This is a genomic window from Proteus sp. CA142267 (assembly GCF_003336825.1).
Taxonomy (GTDB): domain Bacteria; phylum Pseudomonadota; class Gammaproteobacteria; order Enterobacterales; family Enterobacteriaceae; genus Proteus; species Proteus terrae.
The window spans coordinates 11,955-38,228 of record NZ_QPMG01000010.1 but is presented as its reverse complement, the minus strand read 5'-3'; the positions used below and the strand labels follow the sequence as shown (position 1 = coordinate 38,228).

The following is a 26,274-nucleotide window of genomic DNA, read 5'->3' as shown; positions in this document are numbered from 1 at the left end:
GTTAATCCTTTCATCTATGATGAATAATTAATAATTAAATTATAAAGTTATTCTTAATTAATTACTTTAATAAAACACACGCCTATATTTATAAATATAAATGCATTATTTTTATAATTAATAGATGGATGTACATGAGGAATTTATTTGTGGCACGTATAATCCACTTCCTCTCTTAACAAGCCTTCAATTTCTATTCTCTTAAGCCAAATAAGAATATCCATAATATCTAATAAATCTTGATCTATCATTACCTCAAACAAATGATATTTATGATAAAATTTTCTTGCGAGCTCAGGATAACGAACAACAGGTGTACCCACTTTTTTGGCATAAGCTTTCACAGCCAATGCTTTATCATTAATACATCTGAGTGAAACTAATGGCATAACGCCATTATCGGGATCAAAATAAATACCTACCGCCACATGAGTTGGATTAACAATAACCGCTGATGAATCACGAATGACTTTTTTCATTGGTTCATCAAGCAGTTCTTGATGTAATTGCCTACGTGTTGATTTTATTTCAGGATCACCTTCCATATTTTTATTTTCTTGCTTAACTTCATGTTTCTCCATCATCATATCTTTCATAAAAATAAAGAAATCAGCAATAATATTTAGAATAAGAATAGGTATTGAGAGAATAAAAAAAATAAATATAAAACCAATAACAAGTGAACACCACTTATCAATAACAAAATTTAAATCAGAGCGGTATAATATAAATATTTCGGAACCATGTAAAATAATAAAAATATAACAAGTAACTAAAAATATAACTATGAATAATAATGTTTTCAAAAGATCTTTTATTGTTCTTATGCTAAATATTTTTTTAAATCCAGAGATTGGATTTATATGATTAAGATCCAGTTTAATAGCTTCAGTAGCAAGTTTAAAACGGGATTCAAATAGAGAAGGAATTGCGCCAGATAAAAAAGTAACAGCAAGTATTGGTAATATAATATCAAAAAATAACTTTGATATTACATTGATATAGCTTTTTAAAGTAATATTAGTTGGGTGAAGTAAAAGAGATTGATAAAAACGACTAAACTCATCTAAATTAACTTGATGAAATAAGTACATAACACCAATAAGATAAACAAGCCCCGATGTTAGCTCTTTACTCTTAAAACTTTGCCCTTTCTTTGCAGAATCATCGAGTTTTTTCTGAGTTGGTTTTTCTGTTTTTTCAGCCATGATAAATACCCATAAAAATTGTATAAAAGTATCTATTATTAAAAAACTCATAAAGTTCTGAAGTCATTGCAGAAGCAAAAAAAAGAAGTAGTGATATAAATGCAATAATGCCTTTAATACATAATGACAAGGAAAATGCATTTAATTGAGGGCAAAATAATGAATAAACCCCCAATGCAACCTCACTTAAAAACATAATAATAAGAACGGGTGATACTAAAACGATAGCAGTACGAACCATGTCATTAAGCCAATGGCCAATAAACGAATAACCAATCTCTTTATTAAAATAACCGATAGGAAACACGTCGTAGCTATCTTTTATCGTGATCATCAATGAGGTTAACCCTCCCGTCGACAGAAAATAAGCTGCACAGAACAATCCTGTTAACGAAGCAAATTCAGAGGATTCAATTCCTGTTGTTGGATTAATAGTATCGCCAATACTTGCTCCTCGCTGATTATCAACAAATTCGCCGAAAGCAGAAGCGATCCAAAAAGGAGTAGCAAAGAGAAGCCCAATTAAAACACCAAGAGCTAACTCACTTAAGATTATTATTTCCCATGTATTTCTTATTTCATCAGTAATTAAAATACTTGGTTTTATTCCCATAGCAATATAAAATATAATAATATACTTTAATAATTGACTATTTAGCACTCTGCTATTTAAGAAAGGAATAAAAAGAAAAGTAGGAAATAGCCTTGCTACAAGTAAGAAAAGATCAATTAAATAAACCTGTATATACCCTAGCAGTATTAACATGTTATTTATCCTGCAGCTAATCCTAGCGTCATCATCTCTTTGGCATACACGAGCACCTTATCGCCCATCCAACCCATAGTAACTAACAGGCAAACAAAAACACCAACAAGCTTTACACCAAAAGGTAATGTTTGTTCCTGGACTTGGGTGATGGTTTGTAAAAGGCCTATTGCCAATCCAATAAAGGTTGCTATAGCAATAGGTGCAGCCGAAAGCAATATCACTAAATAAACAGCTTTATTTGCAGCATAGACCATACCCATTATCTTACCGCCATGAGGTCAAGATATTGATTAATTAATCCCTTAGCCAGAAGAGTCCAACCATCCATAGCGATAAATAAAATTAATTTCAAAGGCACTGATAATGTAATTGGACTCATCATCATCATACCTAGAGCTAGTAGAATACAAGAGACAACTAAATCAATAACAATAAAAGGCAAATAAAGATAAAAACCAATAATAAATGCAGATTTTATTTCGCTTAATGCATATGCGGGAAGTAGTGATAATAAAGAATTTTCTATATTTTCTTTATCTCCATAACTATCAGGTCGATTACCTTGTGCTTGTTCAAAAAAATCTAATAATTCTGGCTCAGAATATTTATACAAGTATCGCTTATATTCCACTAATGCATTATCAGAGAATCGTTCAAACGAATCAGAAGAAGTAATATCAATTGGGTTTTCAATAAGATATTGATAGGTGTTTTTTGCTATTGGTGTCATTACAAAGAGGGCCATCATTAATGCAATTGCATTAAGTACCATATTTGAAGGTACTTGTTGAACACCTAACGCATTACGAGTCATCACCAGCACGATAGAAAATTTTAAATAACAAGTCCCCGCAGCAATAATAAAGGGTGCCAATGTGGCTAATGACAATGTTAAAATGAGTGTTGTTGAACTTTCCATATCATTTAATCTTGCTGTACATAAGTGTGTTGAATTTCAACAGCAAATCGCTCACCAATTTTTATTAACTCCCCTTGAGCGATAGCAACACCATTAGCAATTAACGTAATATGGCGTAATGCATTATCTGGTAAAGTAATTTGTTGCCCTGGTGATAATTCTTCAATTTGATCAAGTAACATCACCTGACTTGCAAGTAAAAAAGAGAGAGTAACAGGAATAGATTGGATCCCTTTTAACTCTATGTTTTTTTGTAATGATATTTCAGTATCTTCGGCTAATGCTTCACGCTCTGTTTCATGAGTAAATAACTTTTCATCTAAAACCACCGTATTTTCTCCTTCTTGCCACCGATAACGCATCCATCTTTTTTCACCAATAATAAGTGAAAAATCCATGCTATCAATCAGCACGATATCACCCAAAGAAAGTGTCTTTAATAATGAAAATGACATTGTACTTTTGCCAAATTTAAATTGAGCAATAGCACCAATTTTATTTTTTAATGACAATGCCCATTCATAATATTTTTCAAAAGAACAAATAAATATGTCACCAATTTCAGTATTAATAACGGGATAGTTAAAATTTTCTTGCTCTCCTAAACAGATATTATCAACGATTAATGGCACTGGCTCTTTCGAAAAAGGAAACAATATTTGTGAACATTTTTGTGAGAAAAGTGTATGGAGATAAGTTTCCGGGATAAGCTCCCAATCTATTTTTTTCTCAGGGTAAATTTTATCCATTACTTGGCCCACTTCGACAAGCCCTGTAAATGAACCTAATGTATTATTACCCTTTATCTTAAAATAATGAGCCGAAGAAATAGGTGACTGAGGTGTATATAGAAATGATAAAACATCCATTGAATGGCTATCTTTTTTACTATCAACACTATCTTTAGAATTTGAAATTATCATTTTTCATCTTCTTTATTATCAGAAGAAGATTCTATCCCATTAATATACCAATGGTTATTATCATTCTCTAATGAAAGAGATAATCTTCCTTGATATTGGCTAAAACTTTCTAAAGAAGATTGATAAACACGTCCAGTAGAAGCAATTAATTGAATTTTTTTATCAGTATCAAAATTTACTTTCATTTGATGAAATTCGTTTCCCCATTTTTTAAAAACATAAGTAATACAAGGGGGTTGAGATAAAGTAGATACTTTTTTATAAAGAATACTGAAGGCTGGTATATCAAGTATTTTTCTATCCGATAATGGTTCTGATAGCATTTGTTGATATTCTGGCTTTATGCTACTTAATGAAAGTATATCACTGATATTTTCTTTTATTTTTTCTTTATATAAATCATCTATATTTGAATTGTCATTTTCAAAATTCATTACAGCAGCATTTTTATTTACTTCTCTACTATCTGAGTAATTAAATTTTTCAGGTGATTTATTATTTTCAATAGTAACACCATCTTTTGTTTTTAATTTATCTTCTTCATGTTTTAATAAAATTTCACTTTTAAAATTTATAACTTTTTCTTTATTAGTAAAATATTTTTTTCCAATATGTTCCTCGACTTTATCTGTCGAATTTTGCCTTTCTATTTCTTGGTTAAATTTATCTTTCTTTACTCTAATAGTTGAATAATTATAATTGCTAATTATTTCTTTCTTAACCTCAAAAATATCAATATTTCTTTCTCTCTTAAGAGTTAGATCATTTTTAATGACAATTTCATTGTCCGTATTATTTTTTTTACTTACATGATGTAATAAACCATTTTTTTCTATTTTACTTCCTTTTTTGAAAGAACAAATTTGTGAATATATTTTTCTTTGCGTTAATAATAACCCTTCTATATTTGAATAGTCACTTTCTTCATCTTTTTCATTTTTATCGTCTAAACCATTAATTGATTTATCCGACTCTATTTTTAATTTCCCTTTTGAATCATCTTTTAATTCAATAAAATTCTTACAATCAAGATGATAAAAATCAGCCAATTTTTGTTTTATTTCACTTAGTTCTTCAGGAGAAAATTGATCTTTTTTAAGATATAATAACTCTACTGCGGTAGAAAGTGATGATGATTTTTTAGAAAAAACAGTTTTTTTCTCACTATTTTGTTCAGTGATTAAACCTTTATTTAATCTTACATTATCTGTCTTTATGGACATCATATAACACCATCTCCTGAATTTCGTTTTGCTCTAATCTTTCAATATATAACTCTTTTTCTAGTGCTTTTCTTTCAAGATAAAGCTTCATTTTATTTTGTTTTTTGATTATTTTTTCTCTTTCTTTTTTTAAAAATAAGCTACCTTTCTTTAGTTTTTCTAATTGATATTCTATTTCTTTAATTTGACTAATAGATATATTTAACGAAGCTAATAAAATAGCTTGTTTACGTTTTTGTTGATTTAAAGAAAGTGTCGAATAACTTCCTACTTTTTCATAAGAAGGGATCTCTTTTTCTAATGCAGATGCCAATAAAGTTTGCTCTTCTTTTTTATTTTCCGCTTCTTTTATTAATTTTTGATGCTTTTTTTGTTCTTTCTCTACTCGTTGTTGACGTTTCACAATTGCATTTAGCAAATATTGCTGATTAAGAGGTAAGCGCATAAAGTTGATTCAGTGTTTTTTGAAATTCTGCTTTTTCTTTAAATGATTGTATAAGAAAAGCCTCTATTTCTGACTGCTTATTGACGGCCAGATCATTTAACTCATTCTCTCCTGCACGATACTCGCCCAATTCTTGTAATAACTTAATATCCTGCAAACGCATCAATATTTGTCTTATTTTTAATGCTGCTTTTTGTTGTTCAGTACTCGTTATTTGCTGAAATATACGACTCACACTACCCAAAATATCAATAGCCGGATAATGACCTGAAGCGGCTATTTTTCGCGAAAGATAAATATGCCCATCTAGAATAGAACGAATTTCTTCACCTATAGCATCAGGCTCATCATCACTTTCAAGCAAAACAGTATAAAACGCAGTAATAGACCCCTGATGGGTTACCCCTGGTCTTTCTAAAATTGCGGGTAATTTATCAAAAACAGAAGCTGGATAGCCTTTACGAACAGGAAGCTCACCCGCCGTAAGTGCCACATCCCTTAAAGCTCGACAGTAGCGCGTCATTGAATCAATAAATAACACGACATTTTTACCTTGCTCTCTAAAATATTCAGCAACTGTAGTAGCAACTAATGCGGCATTACAACGTTCTATTGCAGGTTGATCGGAGGTGGAACAAATTAATACTGTTTTTTCACAGCGTTTGTCTCTTTTTAGTTCCTCGACAAATTCGGTAACTTCTCTCCCTCTTTCACCAATAAGTCCAATAACAAAAATATCAGCCTGAGAGAAACGAATAAACATATTCATTAACATGGTTTTCCCCGTTCCTGCACTGGCAAAAATTCCCATTCTCTGCCCTAATCCACAACTTAGTAATCCATCAACAGCACGCACACCAGACTCAAATATTTCTGTAATAGGGCATCGTTCATTAAATGAGGGAGGATGACCATCAATAGGTAAATAGGAATAGAAATTTTCTTCTACCACTTTTTTATCGTTGAAGCGTAATAAATAATTACCATTAATATCAATCATACTCCCTAAAATATTAGGACTTAAAGCAACAGAAAAAGCATTTCCTGTTGGTACTACTATTATTTGCAAAGAATAACCTTGTGAACTCCCCATCATACTTAAGATCGTAATACCGTTGCGAAAGCCAATGACAATCGCTTCACCAATAATTTGCCCATTAATAATAGAATCTTTTAATAAACAAATTTCTCCAATAAATACACCACGCAACATCACTTCAAGAATATTGCCTTGGATTCGTATCGGATGAGCTGCATGATGAAATATTGAAAATACGTTATTCATTTTTAATCGATAAATTGTTGGTGAATAGTATTCATCATTTGAAAATATTCATCTATTGCTTTTGCCATTGATTCACCATTTTGTAAAGCAATAGGCATAAATGAAGCTCTTAGCTCTAATTCAGATTCTACTTTCACCAAAGCAGGTTGGCCGGGATAAAAGCTTTCCGTTTGATTATTAATACTATTTAATAATAATGAAGTACTGGTTTGTGATAATAAATTTTCATTATATTCACCAAGTACAGACCAGATCATTGGAACTTCATCAACCACTAATAAATTTATATCTGGCATATCTCCCAAACTGATTGTTATTGTTGAATGGTTATCCACAGATTTTCCTTCTGAGAACAAATCACTTCTCCCAATTACATTCATAGCATCCATAATCAAACTTGCTAGATCAAAAGACATAATTTCTCCTAAATAGATTGTAGAACGTTGATTTCAATATCTGATGTAATTTCATCATAAGACAATACAGATAAGTGTGGATATTGTGTTTCTATTAGCTTTTTAACAAATCGTCTTATATCTATTGCTGTTAAAAATATATAATTTTGTACATATTTAATTTCATCAATAGCTGCAGATGTTTTTTCTATTATCATGTCAAGTTCAGCAGGTTCTAAATTTAAAAATGTACCTGAAGAACTTTGCCTTATTCCATCACGAATAATCTCTTCTACATGATGAGATAAAATGATTACATTAATTTTTCCATCATTTGAAAAAAAATGGCTAATATAACGCGAAAGTAACGTGCGAATATGTTCCGTTAAAAGTATCGGATCTTTCTCTTTACTTCCCCATTGTACTAACCCTCCTATAATTGTTTTTATATTTCTAATAGGAATTTTTTCTTGCACTAAACGTTGTAAAACATCATTAATTCGTTGAATTGAAACTTGCCTATAACACTCTTTTAAAAGTTCTGGTGAACTTTCTTCTATCTTATCAAGAATATTTTTTGTTTCTTGTATTCCAAGAAACTCAACGATATTAAATGTAATTAAATTAGAGAATTTTCTATAAAAATAAGCCTCTGGTAATTCCAATTGATAACCTGATAATGTTATTTTTTCTTTATCACTTTTATCAACCCAGTAATTTTTAATATCTTTATCTTGTGTTTCTATCGTTTTAAAATTTAAAGCTAAAAACTCATCATTAGGATTTTCTATATGAATAAAGGGAAAAGGACAATCAAACTCATCAGCCTTGACTTCGTTTATTAAAATAATAATCCTATTATCATCAATTTTATCTGAATAATGAATAATAATATCGGGGAGTAATACTCCATATTGTAAAATAAATTCTTTCTTTAACCATTTTTCAAAAATAAGCTTTGAAAGATATGTCTTTTTCTTAGAAGATACAGTAACAATTAAAGGCAATGTTTCCGCTTGAGATAATGTAATATTTTCTTTTGATAAACTATTTTCATCTTCTGCTTCATTTTTATTTGAAAATATATTCGAAATCAGCCCTTTTTTACTATCAGTATCACTATCTTCATCCTTATCTGTTATCGTTTCTTTTTTCTTATTTTTCCATTGTTTTTTAAAAAAATACCCACCTAATATTACAGATAAAATAAGAAATACAGGTGTTGGAAATCCAGGTAGAAAACCAATGGTAAAAGCAAGGATCGCTGTCACTAATAGCGCAAAATCTTGAGCAAGCAACTCGTTCATAATGCTAAAACCAAGATTATTATTTTCCCCTCCCACACGAGTGACAATGAAACCCGCACTAATAGAAATAAGTAATGCTGGAATTTGCGCAACAAGTCCATCACCAATAGTTAAAAGTGTATAAGTATGTAGTGCCTGTGAAATAGAGAGATCCATTTGAGCCATGCCGACAGAGATCCCCCCAATTAGATTAACAAAGATAATCACAATACCGGCAATTGCATCACCTTTAATAAACTTCATTGCACCATCAAATGAACCATATAATTGACTTTCTTGTCCTAATTCTTTTCTTCTTATTTTCACTTCTTCGTTATTAATAATGCCAGATTTTAAATCAGCATCGATGCTCATTTGTTTTCCTGGCATTCCATCCAAAGAAAAACGAGCTGCTACTTCTGCAACCCGCTCTGAACCTTTAGTAATAACTAAAAATTGCACAATAGTAACAATAGAGAAAACAACAAAACCGACCACTAAATTTTCACCGATAACAAATTCACCAAATGAAGTAATTATTTCACCTGCATCGGCATCTAATAATATTAATCGACTTGTACTAATAGAAAGAGCAAGCCGGAAAAGTGTCGTAATAAGCAATAATGCAGGGAAAGTCATAAAGTTCAATATACGAGTAATATAAAATGAACTCATAAAAATAAGTAAGGAAATAGTAATATTGAGTCCAATAAGAAAATCCACAATATAGGTTGGCAAAGGTATAATTAACATCATGATAACCAAAACCATAACCGATAATACAATTAACTCTGGTCTATTTTTTATTGCCAAAAGAAATCTATAAATCATAGAAATTACCCGTGAATTATTTTCTTTGTTGATATTGTTCTAGTCGAAGATAATTATCTATAAATTTTTGTATGATTATTTGGCACTCATCTCTAAAGTCATAAGATAAATACAATGACTCTGGATATTCATTAAACATTGTTTTTAACCCTTGTAATAGCTTCATTTTTATATTAGTTAAGTAATTACGCCATTTATTTTCTAAGAGAGACATTAAATACTTTTCCATTTCATCAGGAAATGTCACACCATAAAAAATCAACTGATAAAGATCTTTTTCATTTATTGTATTTTTCAAATCTTTTTTTTCTAATTTTTTGATATTTATTTCTATAAAGCTATATAAAATGCGTAACTTATTAACTCTCTCTAGAAAATAACCAAACTCTGAACTTTGAGAACAACTTGGCATTAATGATTGCATATCACAAATTAAGCTTTGTGTTAAAAAATTTAAAATGATAATACATTGTTTAAGGTCATATTCTTCAATCCACATTTGAAAAAAATAAATAGGTTCAAGATCAAGATTGATATAGCTACGATAAATATTTCTTAATGTTGAAGCATCAAGAGAGAGTAATTTAGCGAATGCTTTTGCTTGCAAAGCAATATTAATACCCGCTCGAATTTGCTTTCCATTTTCACCTTCAAGTAGATTATTTATCTCATTCTCAATTCCGGCATTTAATTGTGCACCTAGTTTTTTTTTCCTCAGTAATTCTCGTAAAACCATCACGAGATCACTTTCATCGGGGAACATTTTACGTAAATATTGAAGCAATTCTTGCAAACTTCGTCCTGATTTTCTAAACAGCATCATGACTTTATCTAGCTTTTTATCAGCATCCTCTTCTGCAACATATAATGTGTTTTGTCCTCTATTTGCTTTTTGCTCTAATCTTTGACCAAAACGTTGCGAAAAAAGAGTGGCAACCATAGACATATCATCGGATATCTCTATTAATTGATTTTGATAGTTTTGATTTTCACTGACTTTAGGTTGTTTATATTCGGTTTCTTGTTGGCTTTTTTTACCAATACTGCCAGACGTAGAATGTGTTGAAGTAAAGGTATTAATTGGCCCAATCATGACATTACCTCATAAAAGCTTGAAGTTGCTTTAATGCCTGAGATGTTTTTTTATCCATCGGTTCAAAGGGATTTTCAGTGACAGATCCTAACGATTCAATTTGTGTTTTTTCTAATAAACGGGGTTGTAGCATAAAAATTCGGATCATCTTTTTATTATTGTCAGACTCGTATTTGAATGCTCCACCTATTAAAGGAATTGCACTTAAAAAAGGAACTTTACTTTCTGCTTTCACGTTGTCTTCTCGTGTATATCCACCAATTAACAAGCTTCCACCCTCAGAAACACGAGCAACGGTGCTAATATTGGTACGATTGATCACAGGTAGTTTTTCAACACTTTCATCATTGCCGTTGTCATCTTTTTTTTCTGCGCCATCTTCAAGATTAATGATCATCTCAATATCTTTATTTGAATCACCGATACGTGGTAATACACTGATCATCGTGCCAAATGTTGTTGATTCTAATGAAGCAACACGCTCACCTTTTATTTGAGTATAAAAAGTCGTATTGTTATCAAAAATAGCGGGAGTATTTTCTTGTGTTAATAAGATCGGACGAGAGACCATTTGAGCTTCGCCATCTTCACTCAATGCTTTAATTTTACCTAAAAAACTAAAGCCAGATGCGGCGCTCAAACTTGCTGTATTAAAAAAGAAACTGCCTTTACCTGAGCCATAACTTGCTTGCCAATTAACACCTAAACTATCTGCTTTACTTTTAGAAATATCGATTATCCATAATGACAATTCGACTTGTCTTTTAGGTTTATCTAATTGAGCAATAAGAGAGCCTATTAATACCAATCCCTCTCGACTTGTTTTCACTAAAAGGCTATTTGAACCCGGTAATGGTACTAATTCGACATTATATTGCCCTACTTTAGTTATAATCGGAGCATTAGTTTCGTCAATACCATCTATCGCTTCATCGTATTTCTGACTATCGCTATTTTCTAGCGTTTGACGAGGCTCCACTGCTGTTCTTCTTATTTCTTTAGATGTCATAAATAACTGCTGTAAAACAGAAGTAATTCCAGGCAATACCACTTTTTCATCACGTAAGGTATAAGTTCTGTCTTGTACAAAAGTATTTTTTAATGGAAATATCTGTACAAATTCATCACCATAACGAGAACTTCCCACTGGTACTTGGTTATTTGTATTTTCGTTAATTTGATCTTGTACATCATTATCTAAAAACTCAGCCGCGGCTTTGACTAATTTAATATAAACAGGAGGGCCAGAAATATAAAAAGTACGTTGATCTCGACCTGCGCGTAGTGGGTAACGCGGATCATATAATCCTACATCTTGTAAATACTCTTTTAGCTCGGTTAAACCTATATTTTTTACCTGAAAGAGTTCTTGTAAAATCTCACTACTCTCATAAATATAGATTGATTTTCCATCATTAAAATAGAGTAATGACAAACGTTTCACCATCAATTCAAATGCTTCCTCTGGTGAGGAAATATCAAAATTTCCAGTTACTCTCTCCTTTTTTACAGCACTACTCAGAATAAAAGGTTTATTTAATTTATCTGATAGCACAAGGAAGAATTGTTCTACCCGAGTATCAACAGCGATAAACACATCAGGTTTTTTTACCTGATGTGTATAGATAACCTTTCCTTGCGTAGCTTGGATTTGAAAAGAAAAACTACAATAAAGTACTAGCCCAAGGACACAATAAATCTTATTTTTTATTTTCATAAAGATGCTGACCAATTCGACGAAATTCTGTTGGTGTAATACCAAATAGCGTTTTGATTTCATTTGAGAAATGTGACGCTGAACTAAATCCATTATCGACGGCAATTTGTGTTAATGATTCATCAGTTGATAGCGTGGTTAAAATGGAAGATGCCGCACGCCATGAACGTAATTGACTTTTTCCACAATTACCTAAATAACGTTTACACAGTCGTCTAAAATGTGTGCCTGATACCCCATATCGCTCTCCAATTTGTGCAATATTACTTTTCTTCTCATCTAAATAACTGATGAGATGTAAAATAAGCCAATAACTTTCACTATGTCTTATCGTGACAAATAGAGGTTCTAATTGGCTTTCTGCTTTTATTGCTTCATTTATTAGTACGTATTCTAGGGATTTATTAGTATCTTCTATATAAAAAATCTGCTGATTAATATCAAATTCAGATCCTATTGCCGTCATTTTGGAAAAATCACGAGCATAATCAATAAATGCTAATAATCTTGCACAAATAAAAAATGATCGTTTCTCAATTTTCCATGACTGATTTTCAGATTGGAAAATAACATCTTTATTTTTTGAATTATAAATAAAAGCCTTTCCTTTTATAATTTTAGTCTTTTTTTCATCATATATTATTACTGGAAAATCATTCTTCAAGGGAATACAAAAGAACAATGAATTTCCCAGTAATATATTTTTATCACCACTTATTTTTATATCATTTATTAACATAAAAAACACCTTACTTTATCTTGTTAAATAATAAAAAGTTAAAGATAGAAAACTATCAACAAACTTATTCTTATGTTTTCATTTTATATAACACTACAATAATATTACTAATTATTAACTATAAAGATGAATAGCAAATTTTTTCTGTTTATTATTTAAAAAAAGTACTAGTAATATATCAACACCCACTATCAAATAAAAAACATGTGCTTTTTTTTAAAAGAATTTTAATGACTATTTCACTAAACTATATTTATATTATGAATTAATAACATTTTATCATTAGGCTAAATCTATGCTGTATTACATTTATATTCTTTCTGGCCCATTAAAAGGAGCTATTGTTCCTTTGCCGCCTAATCATTATTCATTTTTCTTACAAAATGAAGAACCCAATGATAATAAAGAAAAAAATGAAAAAACGGCACTTTACATTCCTTGTGATAATAAGGAATGTAAAAAAAAGCTCGCTATTATACTTGATGAAAATAATAGTGAAAGTAATAAATATATAATTGAGAGTAGTTTTATATCAGAAGAAGTGGATAAGGAATATACATTACCACTAAACAAACCCGTATATTCCAATGATATTCCTATCTTTTTAGTCAGTAATAGAAGCGATTTTCCTCTTAACTCATCTCATTTTAAAAAAAATAAGATGAAGTTAGTGACTCGTAAAAAAATATTTATATCATTAATACTAGTAATTTCATTTATCATGGTATTTATATTTTATATAAATAAACCAAAAGAAAAAATAATTACACCTACTGTATCAAAAAGTCTAAATTTTAAAGGTTTTCAAGGGAAAAATGGGTATTATTGCATTTTTGATGATTCATATATCATATCAAAAGAAGACATTAATTTAGAAAGTAAAAATTTTTACATAGATAAAAGAAAAATAGAAAATTTAGTGATTGAAAATAGCCATAAAAAAATAAATTTAATTTTGAGAGATAAAACCAAACCCATTGTTAACTTCATTTATCATAATGATAATGAAAAACTAAAGATTATTGGTGCTATAAAGAATTATTTTTCGGAAAATTGTTACCCAACAATTAACGAAATTTCAATTCCAAGCATCATTAATGATATAAATAAATTAGAACTAACAAAAACAATAAGTTATACCATTGAAGAAAAAAACAATGGTTTAACCTTTATTTTTGATGATTTATTAGATACGAAAAACAAAGCAAAACTTGATACTTATATCAAAAAACAAACGGCTATTTTTGGAAGAAAATTCATCTTCTACCGTGAAAATATAAGTAATCCAATATTAAAAAATAAAGCAACCTTACAAGAAGATCGTGGATATATCTTTCTTGATAATCAACACCGTTATTTTCCTCAGGGTTAATAGTGGTATTTATAAGCAATAACTTAGAATTGAAATTAGAGGAATAATATTATGCCAGCCTATCCAGTTGCCGACGATGTAAGCTCCATTGAGAAAGTTGATGACTATTTTCAAGAGCCTGTTAAAAACCAAAGTGATGCATTAAAAACTGCACTAGATGCATTAAAAGCCGATACATCAAATGCTGCGGCATTGGCTGATTATCAAGCCAAGCTCGCTGAATATAATATTACGCGTAATGCACAATCAACATCGATTAAAGTTGTGAAAGATTTAGCAATGAGCATTATCGGGAATATGCGTTAATTTTTTATATAATGGAGATTATATATGGCGATTACCCCTGTTGTTCCAGTGCATTTAGCAACACTGCAAAATGATAACAGTGATAGTGATAATAATTTATCTTCAATGATGATTAACACTGTGACAAGCGGCTTTCAGTATGAAAAACAGATCCAAGAAAAACTAACAACATTAAGTCAATTAAGTGATGTTCAAAGTTATACCAAGCTACAAACCACACTTAATGACTATACAATCACAATGAATTTGGCGAGTACTTTAGCCAGAAAGTCACTAAACATTGTTGAAACATTACTCAAGGCTCAATAGTAATGAAAATGCGATGTTTGTTATTGGCGTTATTATGTTGCCTATTTCCATTATTAAGTGGCTGTAAAGATCAATCGCTACTCACTAATTTGGATCAGAGGCAAGCAACAGAAATTCAAGCTGTTCTACAGAAGCACCAAATAACCAGCACGCGTAAAGCGTTAGGAAAAGGATTATTTGATGTTTCTGTTAAAAAAGAAGATATGGGAATTGCGATTCAAATTCTAGAAGAATATCAATTACCCACACTATCTCGAATTGAAGTGACACAGCTATTTCCATCAGATGCATTGGTATCATCGCCACAAGCCGAAAAAGCACGTTTAATTTCAGCGATTGAGCAACGATTAGAACAATCATTACTCACTATTGATCATATTATTGATGCTAGAGTTCATGTGAGTTATCCCATCTCTCCTACTGAACGTATTGTTCCAACACCTCATGCTTCAGCATTGGTTTTTTATGAAGAGGGTATGCTTGATAATAACCAGCTAACTGATGATGTTCGTGCTTTTATTCATAATGCCTTTAACGATATGAATGAGGATAATATTACCGTTTTGTCATATCCAAGAAACATAAATAAATTCAATATGATAAATAATCAGAGTTATCAAAATAATTCTGATTCATTCTTTAATTCTTGGTTATTTCTAAGTTTAGTATTGGCTGTGATCGTCGCTATCATTACAGTTTCATTGATAATATTTCGACGCAAAAAAACACTGAAAGAAGAGAATAATGACAAATCTGACGTCTGAGCAATTCGAAATGATATCTAATGTGATGTATGACCCCCTTAGTTATCTTCATACAGATTACAACGTATTGGCTTCAAAAGAAGATAGTGTAATCTGGCAGAAATTAGCTAATCGACAATTAATTCAACAATATCAAATTATTAATCAGCTTGATTGTGATATCGATATCATTGTAGAAAAAATTTTCACCCATTGGGCATTACTTCCTCGTTGTGCTCTATTTTTAGGTTATTTGCACTCTAGAGAAGCGCTTTTATTATCGGGTGATTACTATCAACTAGAGCCACAATTAAAAGCGTTTTTATCACTCTACCCTGTTTTAAATATAGATAAGAAGATAACTCCCCTACAGAAAAATATCGCACCAATAAATATCGGCTATCAATTGTTATTTGATTTTATTAATTCAATTTCAATTGCACTTTCTCAACGCTTTACACTACTTTTTGCACCACAATCCTTATCAGTTAAGCTACCTCAATCACTTTTTTTATCTCGTTCACTTTTCCTTTTGGTATTAGATTATGCTGCGCTCTCTGCCTAAAGATCTTTTAACATACACTTGTGAAGGTGTATTAATACGAACTCGTTATGTTCGACAGCTTGATAATATTTATAAAACAGAATTAGCTGCCAAACACGCGGCAAAAAAAATAATTAGAGATTTTAATAGTAAACTAGAAGAGCATGATAAGAAGATAGCAAACCAAGCCTATAGCAAAGGATTAAGGGTATTATTAGGGGATATCTTAAATTTTGTAGTTCAATATCAAGAGAAACTGACACAATATGAGTTTCAGCAAAGAGAACAATTAATAGCAGTTGTCGCTCAACTTTTTGATTCACCTGAAATTCAAACTGAACTTACACACCGTTTAATTTCAACAATACCTTCAGAAAAAAAAATTACGCTCGATATCCCTATAACATTACGCCGTTATATTGAGAATAAGCTCAATAAGCTTGATATTGAATTGATCTCTCATGAAAGTAAAACAATTGCTGTTCATGCTGGTGATCAAATTACTTTTTTTGATCCCACTCTATTAATTGATGATCTCAAGGCTCAATTTCATCGCCCTTATACTGAATCTTACCAACCTGTTTTTACTCAAGAAATTAAAGAAATTCTACTGAAATACATTAATACATTCGATGTATTCAATAATATTTCCTCTCAAAGTGACATCTCTAGTGAGAATAATGAAGATGAAGATTGATACTTTAAAATCACAAGCGTTATATGGATCACAACCTTCTTTGCTCGAACCAAAACAGCTCGACAATAAAGTATCCGATCCTCTAATGCCCATATTAAATTCTTCTTTTTATCAATCTTTAAAAGGGGACAACATTAATAGTGCTAAAGATGTATTAGCATTATTAAACCAATTTGATGTCAAAAATGAAAATAACCAAACCTTAAAAGAGAAGCGTCAAGTTGCACTATTAATCTATGCGCGCCAAGCAAGTGAATTGGAAAATAGCGATAATAAAGAGGCTATTAATCAGGCATTAGTTTCAATCCTTTCTTATCAAGGTTTTTATCATCAATTTACTCTCGATTTATTAGGCATGAACGATAACCAAGAAGACTATGAGGAATTTTTTAAACCTGATAGCGCTTCGTTTTCGTTTTAACGGAAACTATAGGATCTGAGCTCCCGCACCCTTCTCACCTAAAATATCATCAGGATTACGTAATGGGCAGTCACTTAACGATAAACAACCACAACCAATACAGTGATCTAACCCATTACGTAGTCTCTTAAGACGGCGAATACGTTCATCTAATCGCACTTTCCAATCCGTTGATATTTCGTGCCATTGTTCTGCGGTCAATTTACTATTTGGTGGATATTTTCCTAGTATTTCCTGAATTTCTTTTAACGGAATACCTGTACTTTGCGCAGCTTTTATAATCGCCACGTAACGCAATACAACTGGTGGGTAACGACGCTGATTACCTGCACTTCGATAACTTTCTATCAACCCTTTTTCTTCATAAAAATGTAACGTTGAAATTGCAACACCACTTCGTTTTGCTACCTCTCCGACGGTAAGTGCTCTATTGAAATCTATTTTTTCTTTTTTCATTTTTCATTTTTTCCTCTTGACCTCAACTTAACTTGAGGTTTTATAGTCCTCTCCTCAAATTAAGTCAAGTCAGTGGGATGCTGACTTTTATTTTTTAAGAATGCTGAGATCAGATGAATGCCTAATTCAATTGCACGTATTCTCGAAAGTCGCTCTATGTGGCTTATCGCCAGATTACTTATTCTTGTTTTGTTTCTCTCCTCTGGCTTTGCCAAGGTGTTTGATTACCAAAATAGTTTGGCTGAAATGCGTGCAGCAGGATTAAATCCGGATTGGTTTTTTAATATTGCCACCGCGATCATTTTATTTTGTGGCTCACTTTTAGTGCTTTTCGATCGCTATTTATGGCTAGGTGCAGGCGCTTTAGCTCTCTTTTTATTTTTAACTATCGTGATTGTTCATACTTTTTGGAATATGACGGGAGATAAGGCCATGTTGTCGATGTATTTCGCAATAGAACATCTCGCTGTTATTGGTGGATTAATCACTACGGCAATAGCAAGTCATTTCAGAGCGTTATGGATAAAAACTAACGCATAAAACGATAAGAAATATAAAAACTTTCACTATGGGATCGACAATAAAATGAATAAAAAACTGACTATTACAGTATGTGCCTCACTCTTTTTACTCAGTGCAGGTGCAATGGTTTACGCAACCACATCATCAGATGATGAAACACAGCAATTTGCTTATCCACCGACAAAAGTCGCATTGGCAACTGTACAATCATCAAAATTACCCAACAATATGCAAGGTGTTGGGGAATTAGAAGCCGCACGCCAAGTCTATTTAGCAGCAGAAACTAATGGTCGAATTGCTGTGATTAATTTTGAGTCAGGGCAAACCGTTAAAGCTGGCCAAGTTTTAGCTAAATTAAATGATGAGCCTGAACAAGCCGAGTTATTACGCTTACAAGCGCAATTAACCAATGCAGAAAAACTCTATTCTCGAACAAGACAACTTTATAGTAAAAATGTCGCAGCTGCCGCGCAATTAGATAGCACCTTATCAGAGCGCGACATGATTGTGGCCTCTATTCGAGAAGTGAAAGCGCGAATTGCACAAAAAGCAATTAAAGCCCCCTTTGACGGTATCGTTGGGATAAAGCTGGTTCATGAAGGTCAATATCTAAATGCGGGTGAACGTGTTGCTTCACTTGTCGATGCGAGCCATTTAAAACTCAATTTCTCACTTGATGAACAAACAGCACCCAAAATTTCCACAAAACAGCCTATCAATATCGAGGTCGATGCTTATCCAGAAATGGTATTTACAGGCTCTATAAATGCGATTGATCCTCTTATTGGCTCTTCTCGTACAGTGCAAATACAGGCTGTTTTACCAAATGCTGACAATAAATTAAAAGCGGGCATGTTTGCTCGCGTTCAAGTTACTTCTCCTGATAGTCCTATGGTATTAACCGTACCGGAAACGGCAGTCACTTATACTGCCTATGGAGATACCGTGTTTGTAGCGCAATCTGACAATCAAAAAAACCTTATCGCTAAGCGTGTCTCTGTGAAAGTTGGATTGCGCTACAACGGCATGATCGAAATAAAAGAAGGTTTAGCCCTTGGGGATCAAATTGTTTCATCAGGGCAAATTAAGTTAAGTGATGGGATCTCAATTGAACCTATTGAGCAAGATACATTAACGTTAGCTCAATCAGCGACAACTAAACCATAACGGGAGTTAATAATGAAGTTTACCGATATTTTTGTTCGGCGCCCTGTTTTGGCATTAGTTGTTAGCACACTGATTTTTTTACTGGGCGCATTTGCGTTCAGTAAACTGCCTATTCGCCAGTACCCTATGTTGCAAAATTCAACTATTACGATTGCAACAGACTATCCCGGAGCATCATCTGAACTGATGCAAGGATTTGTGACACAACCGATCACTCAAACCGTTTCCTCTGTTGAGGGCGTTGATTATATTTCCTCTTCTTCTGTTCAAGGGAAAAGCTTAGTCACCGTCAGAATGGAATTAAATCGCGATCCAACTCAAGCCTTAACGCAGGTAATGGCGAAAGTGAATCAGGTACGTTATAAGTTACCTGAGCAAGCTTATGATCCCGTTATCGAGCTTTCATCTGGTGAATCTACTGCGGTGGCTTATGTCGGATTTTCAAGTGAACAGCTTTCTATCCCTAAACTCACTGACTACCTTTCTCGTGTTGTTGAACCAATGTTCTCATCCATCAATGGCGTTGCCAAAGTACAAGTTTTTGGTGGACAACAATTAGCGATGCGTTTGTGGTTAGATGCAGACAAACTGGCTGGTCGTAACTTAACGGCAAGCGATGTTGCAAATGCAGTACGCCGTAATAACTATCAAGCTGCCCCCGGGAAAGTCGAAGGCGAGTTTGTGATTGCCAATGTTTATGTCAATACTGATCTCACTAATGTCGAAGAATTTAAAGACATGGTTATCATTAATGATGGCAATAATCTTGTTCGTTTACGTGATGTCGGTACTGTCGAATTAGGTGCTGCAGCTACTGAAACCAGCGGTATTATGAATGGTAAAAAAGCCGTATTCTTAGGTCTGTTTCCGACACCGACGGGTAATCCATTAGTCATTGTTGATGGTATTCGTGAACATCTTGTTGATATTCAAAAGACCTTACCCCCTAGTGTCGATGTAGAACTGGCATTTGAAACTTCACGTTTTATCAAAGCCTCTATTAACCAAGTCGTACAAACCTTAATTGAAGCTATTTTAATTGTTATTGCGGTTATTTATCTCTGCTTGGGATCGTTCCGTTCTGTTCTTATTCCTGTACTTGCCATTCCATTATCAATGTTAGGTGCTGCCGGTTTAATGCTTGCCTTTGGTTTTAGTATTAATTTGCTCACTCTACTGGCAATGGTTTTAGCAATCGGATTAGTTGTGGATGATGCGATAGTGGTTGTTGAAAACGTACATCGCCATATTGAAGAAGGGTTATCGCCTGTTCAAGCCGCTTTAGTCGGTGCGAGAGAAGTTGCCGGCCCAGTTATTGCAATGACGATCACGTTAGCCGCCGTTTATGCTCCTATTGGTTTAATGGCGGGATTAACGGGGGCATTATTTAAAGAATTTGCCATAACATTGGCAGGTAGTGTGATTGTATCCGGTATTGTGGCATTAACCTTGTCGCCAGTGATGAGCTCGTTAATGCTAAAACCAAAAGAAAATGAAGGCAGAATGTCTAAAATAGCCGAATATGTCTTTGATAAACTGGCTCATTATTATGGTTACGTACTCAATTTTTCTTTAGCTAATCGCTGGTTAACCATTGTTTTTGCCTTAGCTGTGTTTGTCAGCTTACCGTTTTTGTATAGTCAGACAAAACAAGAACTGGCTCCTTCAGAAGATCAAGCGAGTGTCTTAACCGCCGTAAAAGCACCGCAACATGCAAATCTTGCTTATGCTGAACGCTTTAATCAGAAGCTTGATGAAATTTATATGAGTCTGCCAGAAACAGACAGCACGTGGATAATTAACGGTACAGATGGGCCTTCAGCCAGCTTTGGTGGTATTAACTTTGATGGTTGGGATCTCCGCGATCGCAATGCAGATCAAATTCAAGCCGACTTACAAAACCGCGTCAATAATGTTGAAGGCACTAGTATTTTTGCTTTCCAATTAGCCTCTTTACCCGGCTCGGTAGGTGGATTACCTGTACAAATGGTTTTACGTAGCCCGTTAGGTTATCCCGTTTTATTTGAAACAATGGAAAACATTAAACAGCAAGCGAGAGAAAGTGGTTTGTTTGTCGTGGTGGATAGCGATTTAGATTACAACAATCCTGTCGTTCAAGTTGCCATAGACAGAGCTAAGGCCAATAGTTTAGGTATTCGCATGCAGGATATTGGTGAATCACTTTCATTATTAGTCGGTGAACACTATATCAATCGTTTTGGTATGGATGGTCGCTCTTATGATGTTATTCCACAAAGTGTACGTCACCAACGTTTAACGCCTGCAGCTCTTGCTGGGCACTATATTCGAACTCAAGATAACGTGTTGATCCCATTATCAACAGTTGTGAATATCACAACTCAAGTTGAACCCAATAAACTGACACAGTTTAATCAACAAAATGCCGCCATATTTCAAGCGATCCCCGCGCCAGGTGTCACGATGGGACAAGCAGTCGCGTTTCTTGAAACTGTAGCAGATTCATTACCAGCGGGCTTTAGTCATGATTGGCAATCTGATTCTCGCCAATTTACCCAAGAAGGAAATACGTTAGTCTTTGCTTTTATTGCAGCACTTATCATTATTTATTTAGTGTTAGCTGCACAGTATGAAAGTTTGGTTGACCCTTTGATTATCTTAATTACTGTACCTCTATCAATTTGTGGCGCATTAGTCCCTCTCGCTTTAGGGATGGTGACGCTAAATATCTACACTCAAATTGGTTTAGTCACACTAATAGGACTTATTAGTAAGCACGGCATTTTAATGGTGGAATTCGCTAATGAATTGCAAGTTCATAAAAATCTAAACCGTCGGGATGCCATTATTGAAGCAGCAAAAATCCGCTTACGTCCTGTCTTAATGACCACGGCAGCAATGGTTATTGGGCTTATTCCATTGTTATTTGCCAGTGGCGCAGGTGCTAATAGTCGCTATGGATTAGGGCTGATTATTGTGTCAGGCATGTTAGTCGGCACACTGTTTACCCTGTTTGTGTTACCAACGATGTATAGTTTCTTGGCTCGAAACCATCAAATCAGCGCTCAAACTGAGCGTCAAAAGCAGTTACAGCAAGTTAGTGAGCCGTAAAACTAAAAAATAAAAAGCAATAATGTCGTAAACCATCCCCATTGTGAATGCAATGGGGATTTTATTTATTAATAGGAATACTTTGAAAAATAAACACTACCTTGCTACTCTGACGAGCATTGAAATATAAGTTGTAGCTTATTACTCTAAAAATAAGCTATAACTTATATGAGGTGAACTGTGTGGAATGTATTATTTACAAATAATTTCGATTCTTGGTTATCAGAACAAAGTAGCGAGTTACAAGAACGAATTTTAGCAGCCTTACAGAATCTAGAAGTTTATGGGCCTAGGTTACCAAGACCCCATGCTGATACCATTAAAGGTTCAAAATATCTCAATATGAAAGAGCTCCGGATACAACACATAGGGAAGCCTATACGAATATTTTTTGCGTTTGACCCAACTAGAAAAGCCGTTGTACTGTGCGCAGGAAATAAAACTAACAATAAGAAATTTTACCAAACGATGATCCATATAGCGGATCGAGAATTTACCTCATATCTTTTATCAATAAGAGAAGACAATGAAAACACTTCAACAAGCTATCGCTGAACGTTCTCCTGAAAGCCAAGAGCGTATAAAAAAAATGGCTGATGAATTGATACTAGAAACAGGACTACAAATCTTAAGAGAAGAGTTAAATATTTCACAAAGAGAACTTGCTACTCACCTAGGGATTTCTCAACCTGCGATTACCCAAATCGAGCAAAGAGGTAACGATCTAAAACTGGCAACATTAAAACGCTATGTTGAAGCTTTAGGCGGTAAACTTAGCTTAACGATTGAATTACCTACTGGTGAAGGTCGTGTATTTCATCTTTAAATTTAGATAAATAATAAACAGTAATGTCATAAACCATCCCCTTTGTGAATGCAATGGGGATTTTATCTTTAAAGTTATCAAGATAAACTCAGATCCGTTTTGAAATAAAATCGTTAACTGAAATCATTGTATAAAAATAACATATTGTGATTTTTATATTTCAAAAAATAGAAACACTGAATCTATTTTACCTAAAACTCAGTGTTTCTATTAAAAATAATTAATATGCAACTACATGGTAGAGAATGTATTCATAATTATCCCACCAGAGATAATCAATGCCATAGAGAATATAGCTGGTAAATCTGGTTTTTGTTTATATAAAATCATCGCAACTAACGTTACACCCACAATACCAAACCCACACCAAAGTGAATAAGCGACACCAACAGGGATATATCCCATTGCACGTGTTAAAGCAAAATAACAAATACAGTAAGCAGCAATAACTAAAACAGAAGGGGCTAATTTACTAAAGCCGTTGGTCTTTTTAATCATTGAAGTACCAGTGATTTCAGAACCAATAGACAGCGCCAGCCATAAGAATCCGGTAAACATAATTGTTATCCTTATTTATTTTAATAAATACTTATTTATCAAAGAATAGTTTTATTAAAAATAGATTTATCAAGAAATAGATTTATTTATTAACTGGCGATACTGCCTGTTTAATATTCGGAGTTTCAGTTGTCTCTTCTTCTTCTGATCCCATTTTGGAGAAGAGGTTCATAATCACAATACCACTGGCAATAACAGCCATACCGATAATTGCAGCAGTATCAGGATGTTGACCATAAAACAACATACCTAAAGAAGAAACCACTAATATACCTGTACCAGACCATGTTGCATAAGCCAGACCAACAGGAATATTTTTCACTGCACGCGATAATGAGTAATAACAAATAACGTATAAAACAACAATTAAGCCTAACAATAATGTTTTGGTTGTTCCTTCGCTATTATCAAACATTTTTAAAGTAGAGGTTGCTGAGGTTTCTGAAATAATAACCGCCAGCATCCAAAGCCATGATTTAGCTTTTGGTGACATAATAAGACTCCTGAGTTATCAGATATAATTTAAGATTAATTTTTCAAACTTTTTAAATATTCAATAGCAGAATCCGTCAATTTATCTTGCGATAAATGATATTCTCCAGGCTTATTCATTACTTCTTTCAAAGTAATATAGCGATTATTATTCTCTTGTTTAATTTTAGGTTTATATTCAGATTTAGTTTGATGCTTAACATCATGGTTTATTAAATTAGCTTCAACATCATTTATAGAGTGAAACATAATACCCATTGATTTTAATCGACTAATATTTTCCTGAATAAGCAGGTTGTACTCTTTATTTTTATTTAAACCTAAAATCTCATTTAATTCACTTTCTGGTTGGCAAAAATAAGGTAATGCAATAACAGGAATATTTTGAGCAAGTGCAGAATGAATTAGCTTTCCTTCTTCACTTATAAATAATCCGTTAATAATTTCACCCACCAGCTTTTTATCAAAATAAGGAACAAACAGTGCGTGATAAGTCGATAACTGCTGGCAATCGAACTCACTCGCATTATATATTTCCCCTAGATGACGCCATTTCGACAAATCATGACTGACTTGTGCCGATGCTGTAACAAAAAGAGAAAATCGAATATGAGAAAAAGTGTTAATACGCTGACAGATTTCATCTTGATATCCCGGCGCAGGTGTAAGTGCCAACAACACCGACTTTTTCATTCTTTTTTCTATTTCAGCCACTATCCTTTCAATTAACTGATTGTCCATTACGTCACCTCATTGTCTTAGCTGACAATAAATACGCTATCGTTGTTACGAAGTCCTGCAGCATTAGCTTCATCAGTATCTATATGAAATTCCAAAGCAAATTTTTCACTAACACGAACAACAACTTCATCAAAAATCAGACTACGCTCACCTTCTGTTTTAACCTGTACTTTTTGCCCATTGGTGACATTTAACATTCTGGCGTCAATTTCACTCATATGAATATGGCGTTGAGCACAGATCACTTGCTCTTGTAATTCAACATGACCCGCAGGGCCCATTAATACAGCTTGACCAGAACCAACCAAATCACCTGACTCACGTACTGGCGCTTTAACACCTAATGCAAAACAGTCTGCTTTTGAAATTTCTAACTGACTTTGTGGACGAACCGGCCCTAAAACACGAACTTTACTGATCGAGCCTTTTGGCCCCACAACCATCACACACTCTTTTGCTGCAAACTGACCTGGTTGTTTTAAGTCTTTAAACGGCGTGAGCTGATAACCCTTACCAAATAACGCTTCAACATCTTTCTGTGAAAGATGTACATGACGATTAGAAATACCAACAGGGATAGCCATTCCTTGCGTCTCTCCCAACATTACACCATGTGTAGGTAAACGAGAGAGAATTTTTCCCATGAGTTGTTGATTAATCATTATTTTTTACCTTTACGGCTTTCTGGTTTGAGCTCTTTTTTACTGCTTTGTGCTTTATCTGTTACTGCTTTAGTTTCAGAAGCAATATTTTGAGCCTGCAAATCCGCAACTTCTTTTGTGGCTTCAATGTGCTCAATTTCGTTTTTAACAGGAGCTTCAGCTCTTGTCTCAACGACTGTTTCAACGGTGGTTTCAACAACTTTTTCAATAGTCGCCTCTTGCACTTTTTCAGCAACAATAGGGGCTTTTTTCTTACCTTTAACTGTAAGCAGTTTAGTAATAACGCTTGGCTCTGGTCTTGCGATAACCAATGAACCAATCACCAGCTCTTTTTGACTCACCACATCAACGCCATGGTCAACTGCTGTTCTTACTGCACTGATCTCTCCCTGAAAACAGATTGATACCAAGCCAGATCCCACTTTTCGGTATCCGATAATTTCTACATTTGCCGCTTTACAAGCAGCATCTGCGGCTTGAATAGCTGCGGTTAATCCTCGCGTTTCAATTACACCTAAACTGTTCATCTTTCTCT

31 protein-coding genes are annotated in these 26,274 nt (G+C 33.3%); 12 read left to right on the top strand and 19 right to left on the bottom strand.

Annotated features, from left to right (window positions below; all coding sequences use genetic code 11):
• Positions 1–143 precede the first annotated feature (143 nt).
• From C0T34_RS15055 to C0T34_RS14995, 13 genes are read right to left on the bottom strand one after another with little or no spacing between them, the layout of a single operon-like run.
• Positions 144–1,208, bottom strand: a complete 1,065-nt coding sequence (locus C0T34_RS15055) for an EscU/YscU/HrcU family type III secretion system export apparatus switch protein (protein ID WP_109850405.1) — start codon at positions 1,206–1,208, stop codon at positions 144–146.
• Positions 1,201–1,974: a type III secretion system export apparatus subunit SctT gene (gene sctT / locus C0T34_RS15050; RefSeq protein ID WP_098941803.1), complete on the bottom strand. Its 774-nt coding sequence runs from the start codon at positions 1,972–1,974 to the stop codon at positions 1,201–1,203. Before sctT ends, C0T34_RS15055 begins: the two co-directional genes overlap by 8 nt.
• A gap of 5 nt (positions 1,975–1,979) precedes the next feature.
• Positions 1,980–2,237, bottom strand: coding sequence for a type III secretion system export apparatus subunit SctS (sctS, locus tag C0T34_RS15045; protein ID WP_109850404.1), 258 nt, complete (start codon positions 2,235–2,237; stop codon positions 1,980–1,982).
• Complete coding sequence (locus C0T34_RS15040) at positions 2,237–2,896, bottom strand: EscR/YscR/HrcR family type III secretion system export apparatus protein (RefSeq protein WP_098941801.1); 660 nt, start codon at positions 2,894–2,896, stop codon at positions 2,237–2,239. The genes sctS and C0T34_RS15040 overlap by 1 nt, the downstream gene beginning before the upstream one ends.
• A 5-nt stretch (positions 2,897–2,901) precedes the next feature.
• Complete coding sequence (locus C0T34_RS15035; protein WP_109850403.1) at positions 2,902–3,819, bottom strand: FliM/FliN family flagellar motor switch protein; 918 nt, start codon at positions 3,817–3,819, stop codon at positions 2,902–2,904.
• Complete coding sequence (locus C0T34_RS15030) at positions 3,816–5,045, bottom strand: hypothetical protein (RefSeq protein WP_109850402.1); 1,230 nt, start codon at positions 5,043–5,045, stop codon at positions 3,816–3,818. Before C0T34_RS15030 ends, C0T34_RS15035 begins: the two co-directional genes overlap by 4 nt.
• On the bottom strand, positions 5,023–5,487 hold the full coding sequence (locus C0T34_RS15025; protein ID WP_098941798.1) for a type III secretion protein: 465 nt from the start codon (positions 5,485–5,487) through the stop codon (positions 5,023–5,025). Before C0T34_RS15025 ends, C0T34_RS15030 begins: the two co-directional genes overlap by 23 nt.
• Positions 5,471–6,772 carry a type III secretion system ATPase SctN gene (sctN, locus tag C0T34_RS15020; RefSeq protein ID WP_109850401.1) on the bottom strand — a complete coding sequence of 434 codons (1,302 nt, stop codon included), beginning with the start codon at positions 6,770–6,772 and terminating at the stop codon, positions 5,471–5,473. The genes C0T34_RS15025 and sctN overlap by 17 nt, the downstream gene beginning before the upstream one ends.
• Before the next feature lie 2 nt (positions 6,773–6,774).
• Entirely contained in the window at positions 6,775–7,188 is a 414-nt protein-coding gene (locus tag C0T34_RS15015) for a type III secretion protein (RefSeq protein WP_098941796.1), read from the bottom strand.
• Between the two features lie 8 nt (positions 7,189–7,196).
• The gene (locus C0T34_RS15010; protein ID WP_109850400.1) at positions 7,197–9,284 is read right to left on the bottom strand and encodes an EscV/YscV/HrcV family type III secretion system export apparatus protein; all 2,088 of its coding nucleotides are present in this window, start codon (positions 9,282–9,284) and stop codon (positions 7,197–7,199) included.
• A 16-nt stretch (positions 9,285–9,300) separates the two neighbouring features.
• Positions 9,301–10,377 carry a type III secretion system gatekeeper subunit SctW gene (sctW, locus tag C0T34_RS15005; RefSeq protein WP_098941794.1) on the bottom strand — a complete coding sequence of 359 codons (1,077 nt, stop codon included), beginning with the start codon at positions 10,375–10,377 and terminating at the stop codon, positions 9,301–9,303.
• A gap of 4 nt (positions 10,378–10,381) precedes the next feature.
• On the bottom strand, positions 10,382–12,094 hold the full coding sequence (gene sctC / locus C0T34_RS15000; protein WP_098941793.1) for a type III secretion system outer membrane ring subunit SctC: 1,713 nt from the start codon (positions 12,092–12,094) through the stop codon (positions 10,382–10,384).
• A complete protein-coding gene (locus C0T34_RS14995) occupies positions 12,078–12,833 on the bottom strand; it encodes a helix-turn-helix domain-containing protein (protein ID WP_109850399.1) in 756 nt (251 codons plus the stop codon). The genes sctC and C0T34_RS14995 overlap by 17 nt, the downstream gene beginning before the upstream one ends.
• A 295-nt stretch (positions 12,834–13,128) precedes the next feature.
• Here C0T34_RS14995 and C0T34_RS14990 point away from each other — a divergent pair, with 295 nt between their 5' ends.
• The 7 genes from C0T34_RS14990 to C0T34_RS14960 are packed head-to-tail and all read left to right on the top strand — an operon-like array spanning position 13,129 to position 17,225.
• Positions 13,129–14,205, top strand: a complete 1,077-nt coding sequence (locus tag C0T34_RS14990) for a hypothetical protein (protein ID WP_109850398.1) — start codon at positions 13,129–13,131, stop codon at positions 14,203–14,205.
• Positions 14,206–14,256: 51 nt separating this feature from the next.
• Positions 14,257–14,511, top strand: a complete 255-nt coding sequence (gene sctF, locus C0T34_RS14985; protein ID WP_098941790.1) for a type III secretion system needle filament subunit SctF — start codon at positions 14,257–14,259, stop codon at positions 14,509–14,511.
• A 24-nt stretch (positions 14,512–14,535) separates the two neighbouring features.
• Complete coding sequence (gene sctI / locus C0T34_RS14980) at positions 14,536–14,820, top strand: type III secretion system inner rod subunit SctI (RefSeq protein WP_109850397.1); 285 nt, start codon at positions 14,536–14,538, stop codon at positions 14,818–14,820.
• A 2-nt stretch (positions 14,821–14,822) separates the two neighbouring features.
• Positions 14,823–15,584 carry a type III secretion inner membrane ring lipoprotein SctJ gene (gene sctJ / locus C0T34_RS14975; protein ID WP_098941788.1) on the top strand — a complete coding sequence of 254 codons (762 nt, stop codon included), beginning with the start codon at positions 14,823–14,825 and terminating at the stop codon, positions 15,582–15,584.
• Positions 15,565–16,128 (top strand): type III secretion protein, encoded by a 564-nt coding sequence (locus C0T34_RS14970; RefSeq protein WP_109850396.1) that lies wholly within the window; start codon positions 15,565–15,567, stop codon positions 16,126–16,128. Before sctJ ends, C0T34_RS14970 begins: the two co-directional genes overlap by 20 nt.
• The gene (locus C0T34_RS14965) at positions 16,109–16,804 is read left to right on the top strand and encodes a type III secretion protein (RefSeq protein WP_098941786.1); all 696 of its coding nucleotides are present in this window, start codon (positions 16,109–16,111) and stop codon (positions 16,802–16,804) included. Before C0T34_RS14970 ends, C0T34_RS14965 begins: the two co-directional genes overlap by 20 nt.
• Entirely contained in the window at positions 16,794–17,225 is a 432-nt protein-coding gene (locus tag C0T34_RS14960) for a hypothetical protein (RefSeq protein WP_098944039.1), read from the top strand. The genes C0T34_RS14965 and C0T34_RS14960 overlap by 11 nt, the downstream gene beginning before the upstream one ends.
• A 6-nt stretch (positions 17,226–17,231) precedes the next feature.
• On the opposite strand, the gene soxR is transcribed toward C0T34_RS14960, so the two are convergent.
• Positions 17,232–17,681, bottom strand: a complete 450-nt coding sequence (soxR, locus tag C0T34_RS14955; protein ID WP_075673527.1) for a redox-sensitive transcriptional activator SoxR — start codon at positions 17,679–17,681, stop codon at positions 17,232–17,234.
• A 117-nt stretch (positions 17,682–17,798) separates the two neighbouring features.
• Here soxR and C0T34_RS14950 point away from each other — a divergent pair, with 117 nt between their 5' ends.
• The 5 genes from C0T34_RS14950 (at position 17,799) to C0T34_RS14930 (ending at position 23,286) form a co-directional block, all read left to right on the top strand.
• The gene (locus tag C0T34_RS14950) at positions 17,799–18,221 is read left to right on the top strand and encodes a DoxX family protein (protein ID WP_075673528.1); all 423 of its coding nucleotides are present in this window, start codon (positions 17,799–17,801) and stop codon (positions 18,219–18,221) included.
• A 45-nt stretch (positions 18,222–18,266) separates the two neighbouring features.
• Positions 18,267–19,370: an efflux RND transporter periplasmic adaptor subunit gene (locus tag C0T34_RS14945; RefSeq protein WP_098941785.1), complete on the top strand. Its 1,104-nt coding sequence runs from the start codon at positions 18,267–18,269 to the stop codon at positions 19,368–19,370.
• A 12-nt stretch (positions 19,371–19,382) separates the two neighbouring features.
• Entirely contained in the window at positions 19,383–22,460 is a 3,078-nt protein-coding gene (locus tag C0T34_RS14940; RefSeq protein ID WP_109850395.1) for a MexW/MexI family multidrug efflux RND transporter permease subunit, read from the top strand.
• Between the two features lie 180 nt (positions 22,461–22,640).
• Positions 22,641–23,015 carry a type II toxin-antitoxin system RelE/ParE family toxin gene (locus C0T34_RS14935; protein ID WP_098941783.1) on the top strand — a complete coding sequence of 125 codons (375 nt, stop codon included), beginning with the start codon at positions 22,641–22,643 and terminating at the stop codon, positions 23,013–23,015.
• Positions 22,987–23,286, top strand: coding sequence for a helix-turn-helix transcriptional regulator (locus C0T34_RS14930; protein ID WP_075673532.1), 300 nt, complete (start codon positions 22,987–22,989; stop codon positions 23,284–23,286). Before C0T34_RS14935 ends, C0T34_RS14930 begins: the two co-directional genes overlap by 29 nt.
• Before the next feature lie 231 nt (positions 23,287–23,517).
• On the opposite strand, the gene C0T34_RS14925 is transcribed toward C0T34_RS14930, so the two are convergent.
• The 5 genes from C0T34_RS14925 to C0T34_RS14905 form a co-directional block, all read right to left on the bottom strand.
• Entirely contained in the window at positions 23,518–23,844 is a 327-nt protein-coding gene (locus C0T34_RS14925) for a multidrug efflux SMR transporter (RefSeq protein WP_004245856.1), read from the bottom strand.
• An 82-nt stretch (positions 23,845–23,926) separates the two neighbouring features.
• A complete protein-coding gene (locus tag C0T34_RS14920) occupies positions 23,927–24,337 on the bottom strand; it encodes a multidrug efflux SMR transporter (protein ID WP_098941782.1) in 411 nt (136 codons plus the stop codon).
• A 35-nt stretch (positions 24,338–24,372) separates the two neighbouring features.
• Positions 24,373–25,077, bottom strand: coding sequence for a hypothetical protein (locus C0T34_RS14915; RefSeq protein ID WP_098941781.1), 705 nt, complete (start codon positions 25,075–25,077; stop codon positions 24,373–24,375).
• Between the two features lie 17 nt (positions 25,078–25,094).
• A complete protein-coding gene (locus tag C0T34_RS14910; protein ID WP_098941780.1) occupies positions 25,095–25,739 on the bottom strand; it encodes a phosphate propanoyltransferase in 645 nt (214 codons plus the stop codon).
• Entirely contained in the window at positions 25,739–26,266 is a 528-nt protein-coding gene (locus tag C0T34_RS14905) for a BMC domain-containing protein (protein WP_098941779.1), read from the bottom strand. The genes C0T34_RS14910 and C0T34_RS14905 overlap by 1 nt, the downstream gene beginning before the upstream one ends.
• Positions 26,267–26,274: the final 8 nt, after the last annotated feature.

Coding starts and splice junctions, on each gene's coding strand:
- C0T34_RS15055 (WP_109850405.1), bottom strand. CDS start 1,208: ATGGCTGAAAAAACAGAAAAACCAACTCAGAAAAAACTCGATGATTCT.
- sctT (WP_098941803.1), bottom strand. CDS start 1,974: ATGTTAATACTGCTAGGGTATATACAGGTTTATTTAATTGATCTTTTC.
- sctS (WP_109850404.1), bottom strand. CDS start 2,237: ATGGGTATGGTCTATGCTGCAAATAAAGCTGTTTATTTAGTGATATTG.
- C0T34_RS15040 (WP_098941801.1), bottom strand. CDS start 2,896: ATGGAAAGTTCAACAACACTCATTTTAACATTGTCATTAGCCACATTG.
- C0T34_RS15035 (WP_109850403.1), bottom strand. CDS start 3,819: ATGATAATTTCAAATTCTAAAGATAGTGTTGATAGTAAAAAAGATAGC.
- C0T34_RS15030 (WP_109850402.1), bottom strand. CDS start 5,045: ATGATGTCCATAAAGACAGATAATGTAAGATTAAATAAAGGTTTAATC.
- C0T34_RS15025 (WP_098941798.1), bottom strand. CDS start 5,487: ATGCGCTTACCTCTTAATCAGCAATATTTGCTAAATGCAATTGTGAAA.
- sctN (WP_109850401.1), bottom strand. CDS start 6,772: ATGAATAACGTATTTTCAATATTTCATCATGCAGCTCATCCGATACGA.
- C0T34_RS15015 (WP_098941796.1), bottom strand. CDS start 7,188: ATGTCTTTTGATCTAGCAAGTTTGATTATGGATGCTATGAATGTAATT.
- C0T34_RS15010 (WP_109850400.1), bottom strand. CDS start 9,284: ATGATTTATAGATTTCTTTTGGCAATAAAAAATAGACCAGAGTTAATT.
- sctW (WP_098941794.1), bottom strand. CDS start 10,377: ATGATTGGGCCAATTAATACCTTTACTTCAACACATTCTACGTCTGGC.
- sctC (WP_098941793.1), bottom strand. CDS start 12,094: ATGAAAATAAAAAATAAGATTTATTGTGTCCTTGGGCTAGTACTTTAT.
- C0T34_RS14995 (WP_109850399.1), bottom strand. CDS start 12,833: ATGTTAATAAATGATATAAAAATAAGTGGTGATAAAAATATATTACTG.
- C0T34_RS14990 (WP_109850398.1), top strand. CDS start 13,129: ATGCTGTATTACATTTATATTCTTTCTGGCCCATTAAAAGGAGCTATT.
- sctF (WP_098941790.1), top strand. CDS start 14,257: ATGCCAGCCTATCCAGTTGCCGACGATGTAAGCTCCATTGAGAAAGTT.
- sctI (WP_109850397.1), top strand. CDS start 14,536: ATGGCGATTACCCCTGTTGTTCCAGTGCATTTAGCAACACTGCAAAAT.
- sctJ (WP_098941788.1), top strand. CDS start 14,823: ATGAAAATGCGATGTTTGTTATTGGCGTTATTATGTTGCCTATTTCCA.
- C0T34_RS14970 (WP_109850396.1), top strand. CDS start 15,565: ATGACAAATCTGACGTCTGAGCAATTCGAAATGATATCTAATGTGATG.
- C0T34_RS14965 (WP_098941786.1), top strand. CDS start 16,109: ATGCTGCGCTCTCTGCCTAAAGATCTTTTAACATACACTTGTGAAGGT.
- C0T34_RS14960 (WP_098944039.1), top strand. CDS start 16,794: ATGAAGATTGATACTTTAAAATCACAAGCGTTATATGGATCACAACCT.
- soxR (WP_075673527.1), bottom strand. CDS start 17,681: ATGAAAAAAGAAAAAATAGATTTCAATAGAGCACTTACCGTCGGAGAG.
- C0T34_RS14950 (WP_075673528.1), top strand. CDS start 17,799: ATGCCTAATTCAATTGCACGTATTCTCGAAAGTCGCTCTATGTGGCTT.
- C0T34_RS14945 (WP_098941785.1), top strand. CDS start 18,267: ATGAATAAAAAACTGACTATTACAGTATGTGCCTCACTCTTTTTACTC.
- C0T34_RS14940 (WP_109850395.1), top strand. CDS start 19,383: ATGAAGTTTACCGATATTTTTGTTCGGCGCCCTGTTTTGGCATTAGTT.
- C0T34_RS14930 (WP_075673532.1), top strand. CDS start 22,987: ATGAAAACACTTCAACAAGCTATCGCTGAACGTTCTCCTGAAAGCCAA.
- C0T34_RS14925 (WP_004245856.1), bottom strand. CDS start 23,844: ATGTTTACCGGATTCTTATGGCTGGCGCTGTCTATTGGTTCTGAAATC.
- C0T34_RS14920 (WP_098941782.1), bottom strand. CDS start 24,337: ATGTCACCAAAAGCTAAATCATGGCTTTGGATGCTGGCGGTTATTATT.
- C0T34_RS14915 (WP_098941781.1), bottom strand. CDS start 25,077: ATGGACAATCAGTTAATTGAAAGGATAGTGGCTGAAATAGAAAAAAGA.
- C0T34_RS14910 (WP_098941780.1), bottom strand. CDS start 25,739: ATGATTAATCAACAACTCATGGGAAAAATTCTCTCTCGTTTACCTACA.
- C0T34_RS14905 (WP_098941779.1), bottom strand. CDS start 26,266: ATGAACAGTTTAGGTGTAATTGAAACGCGAGGATTAACCGCAGCTATT.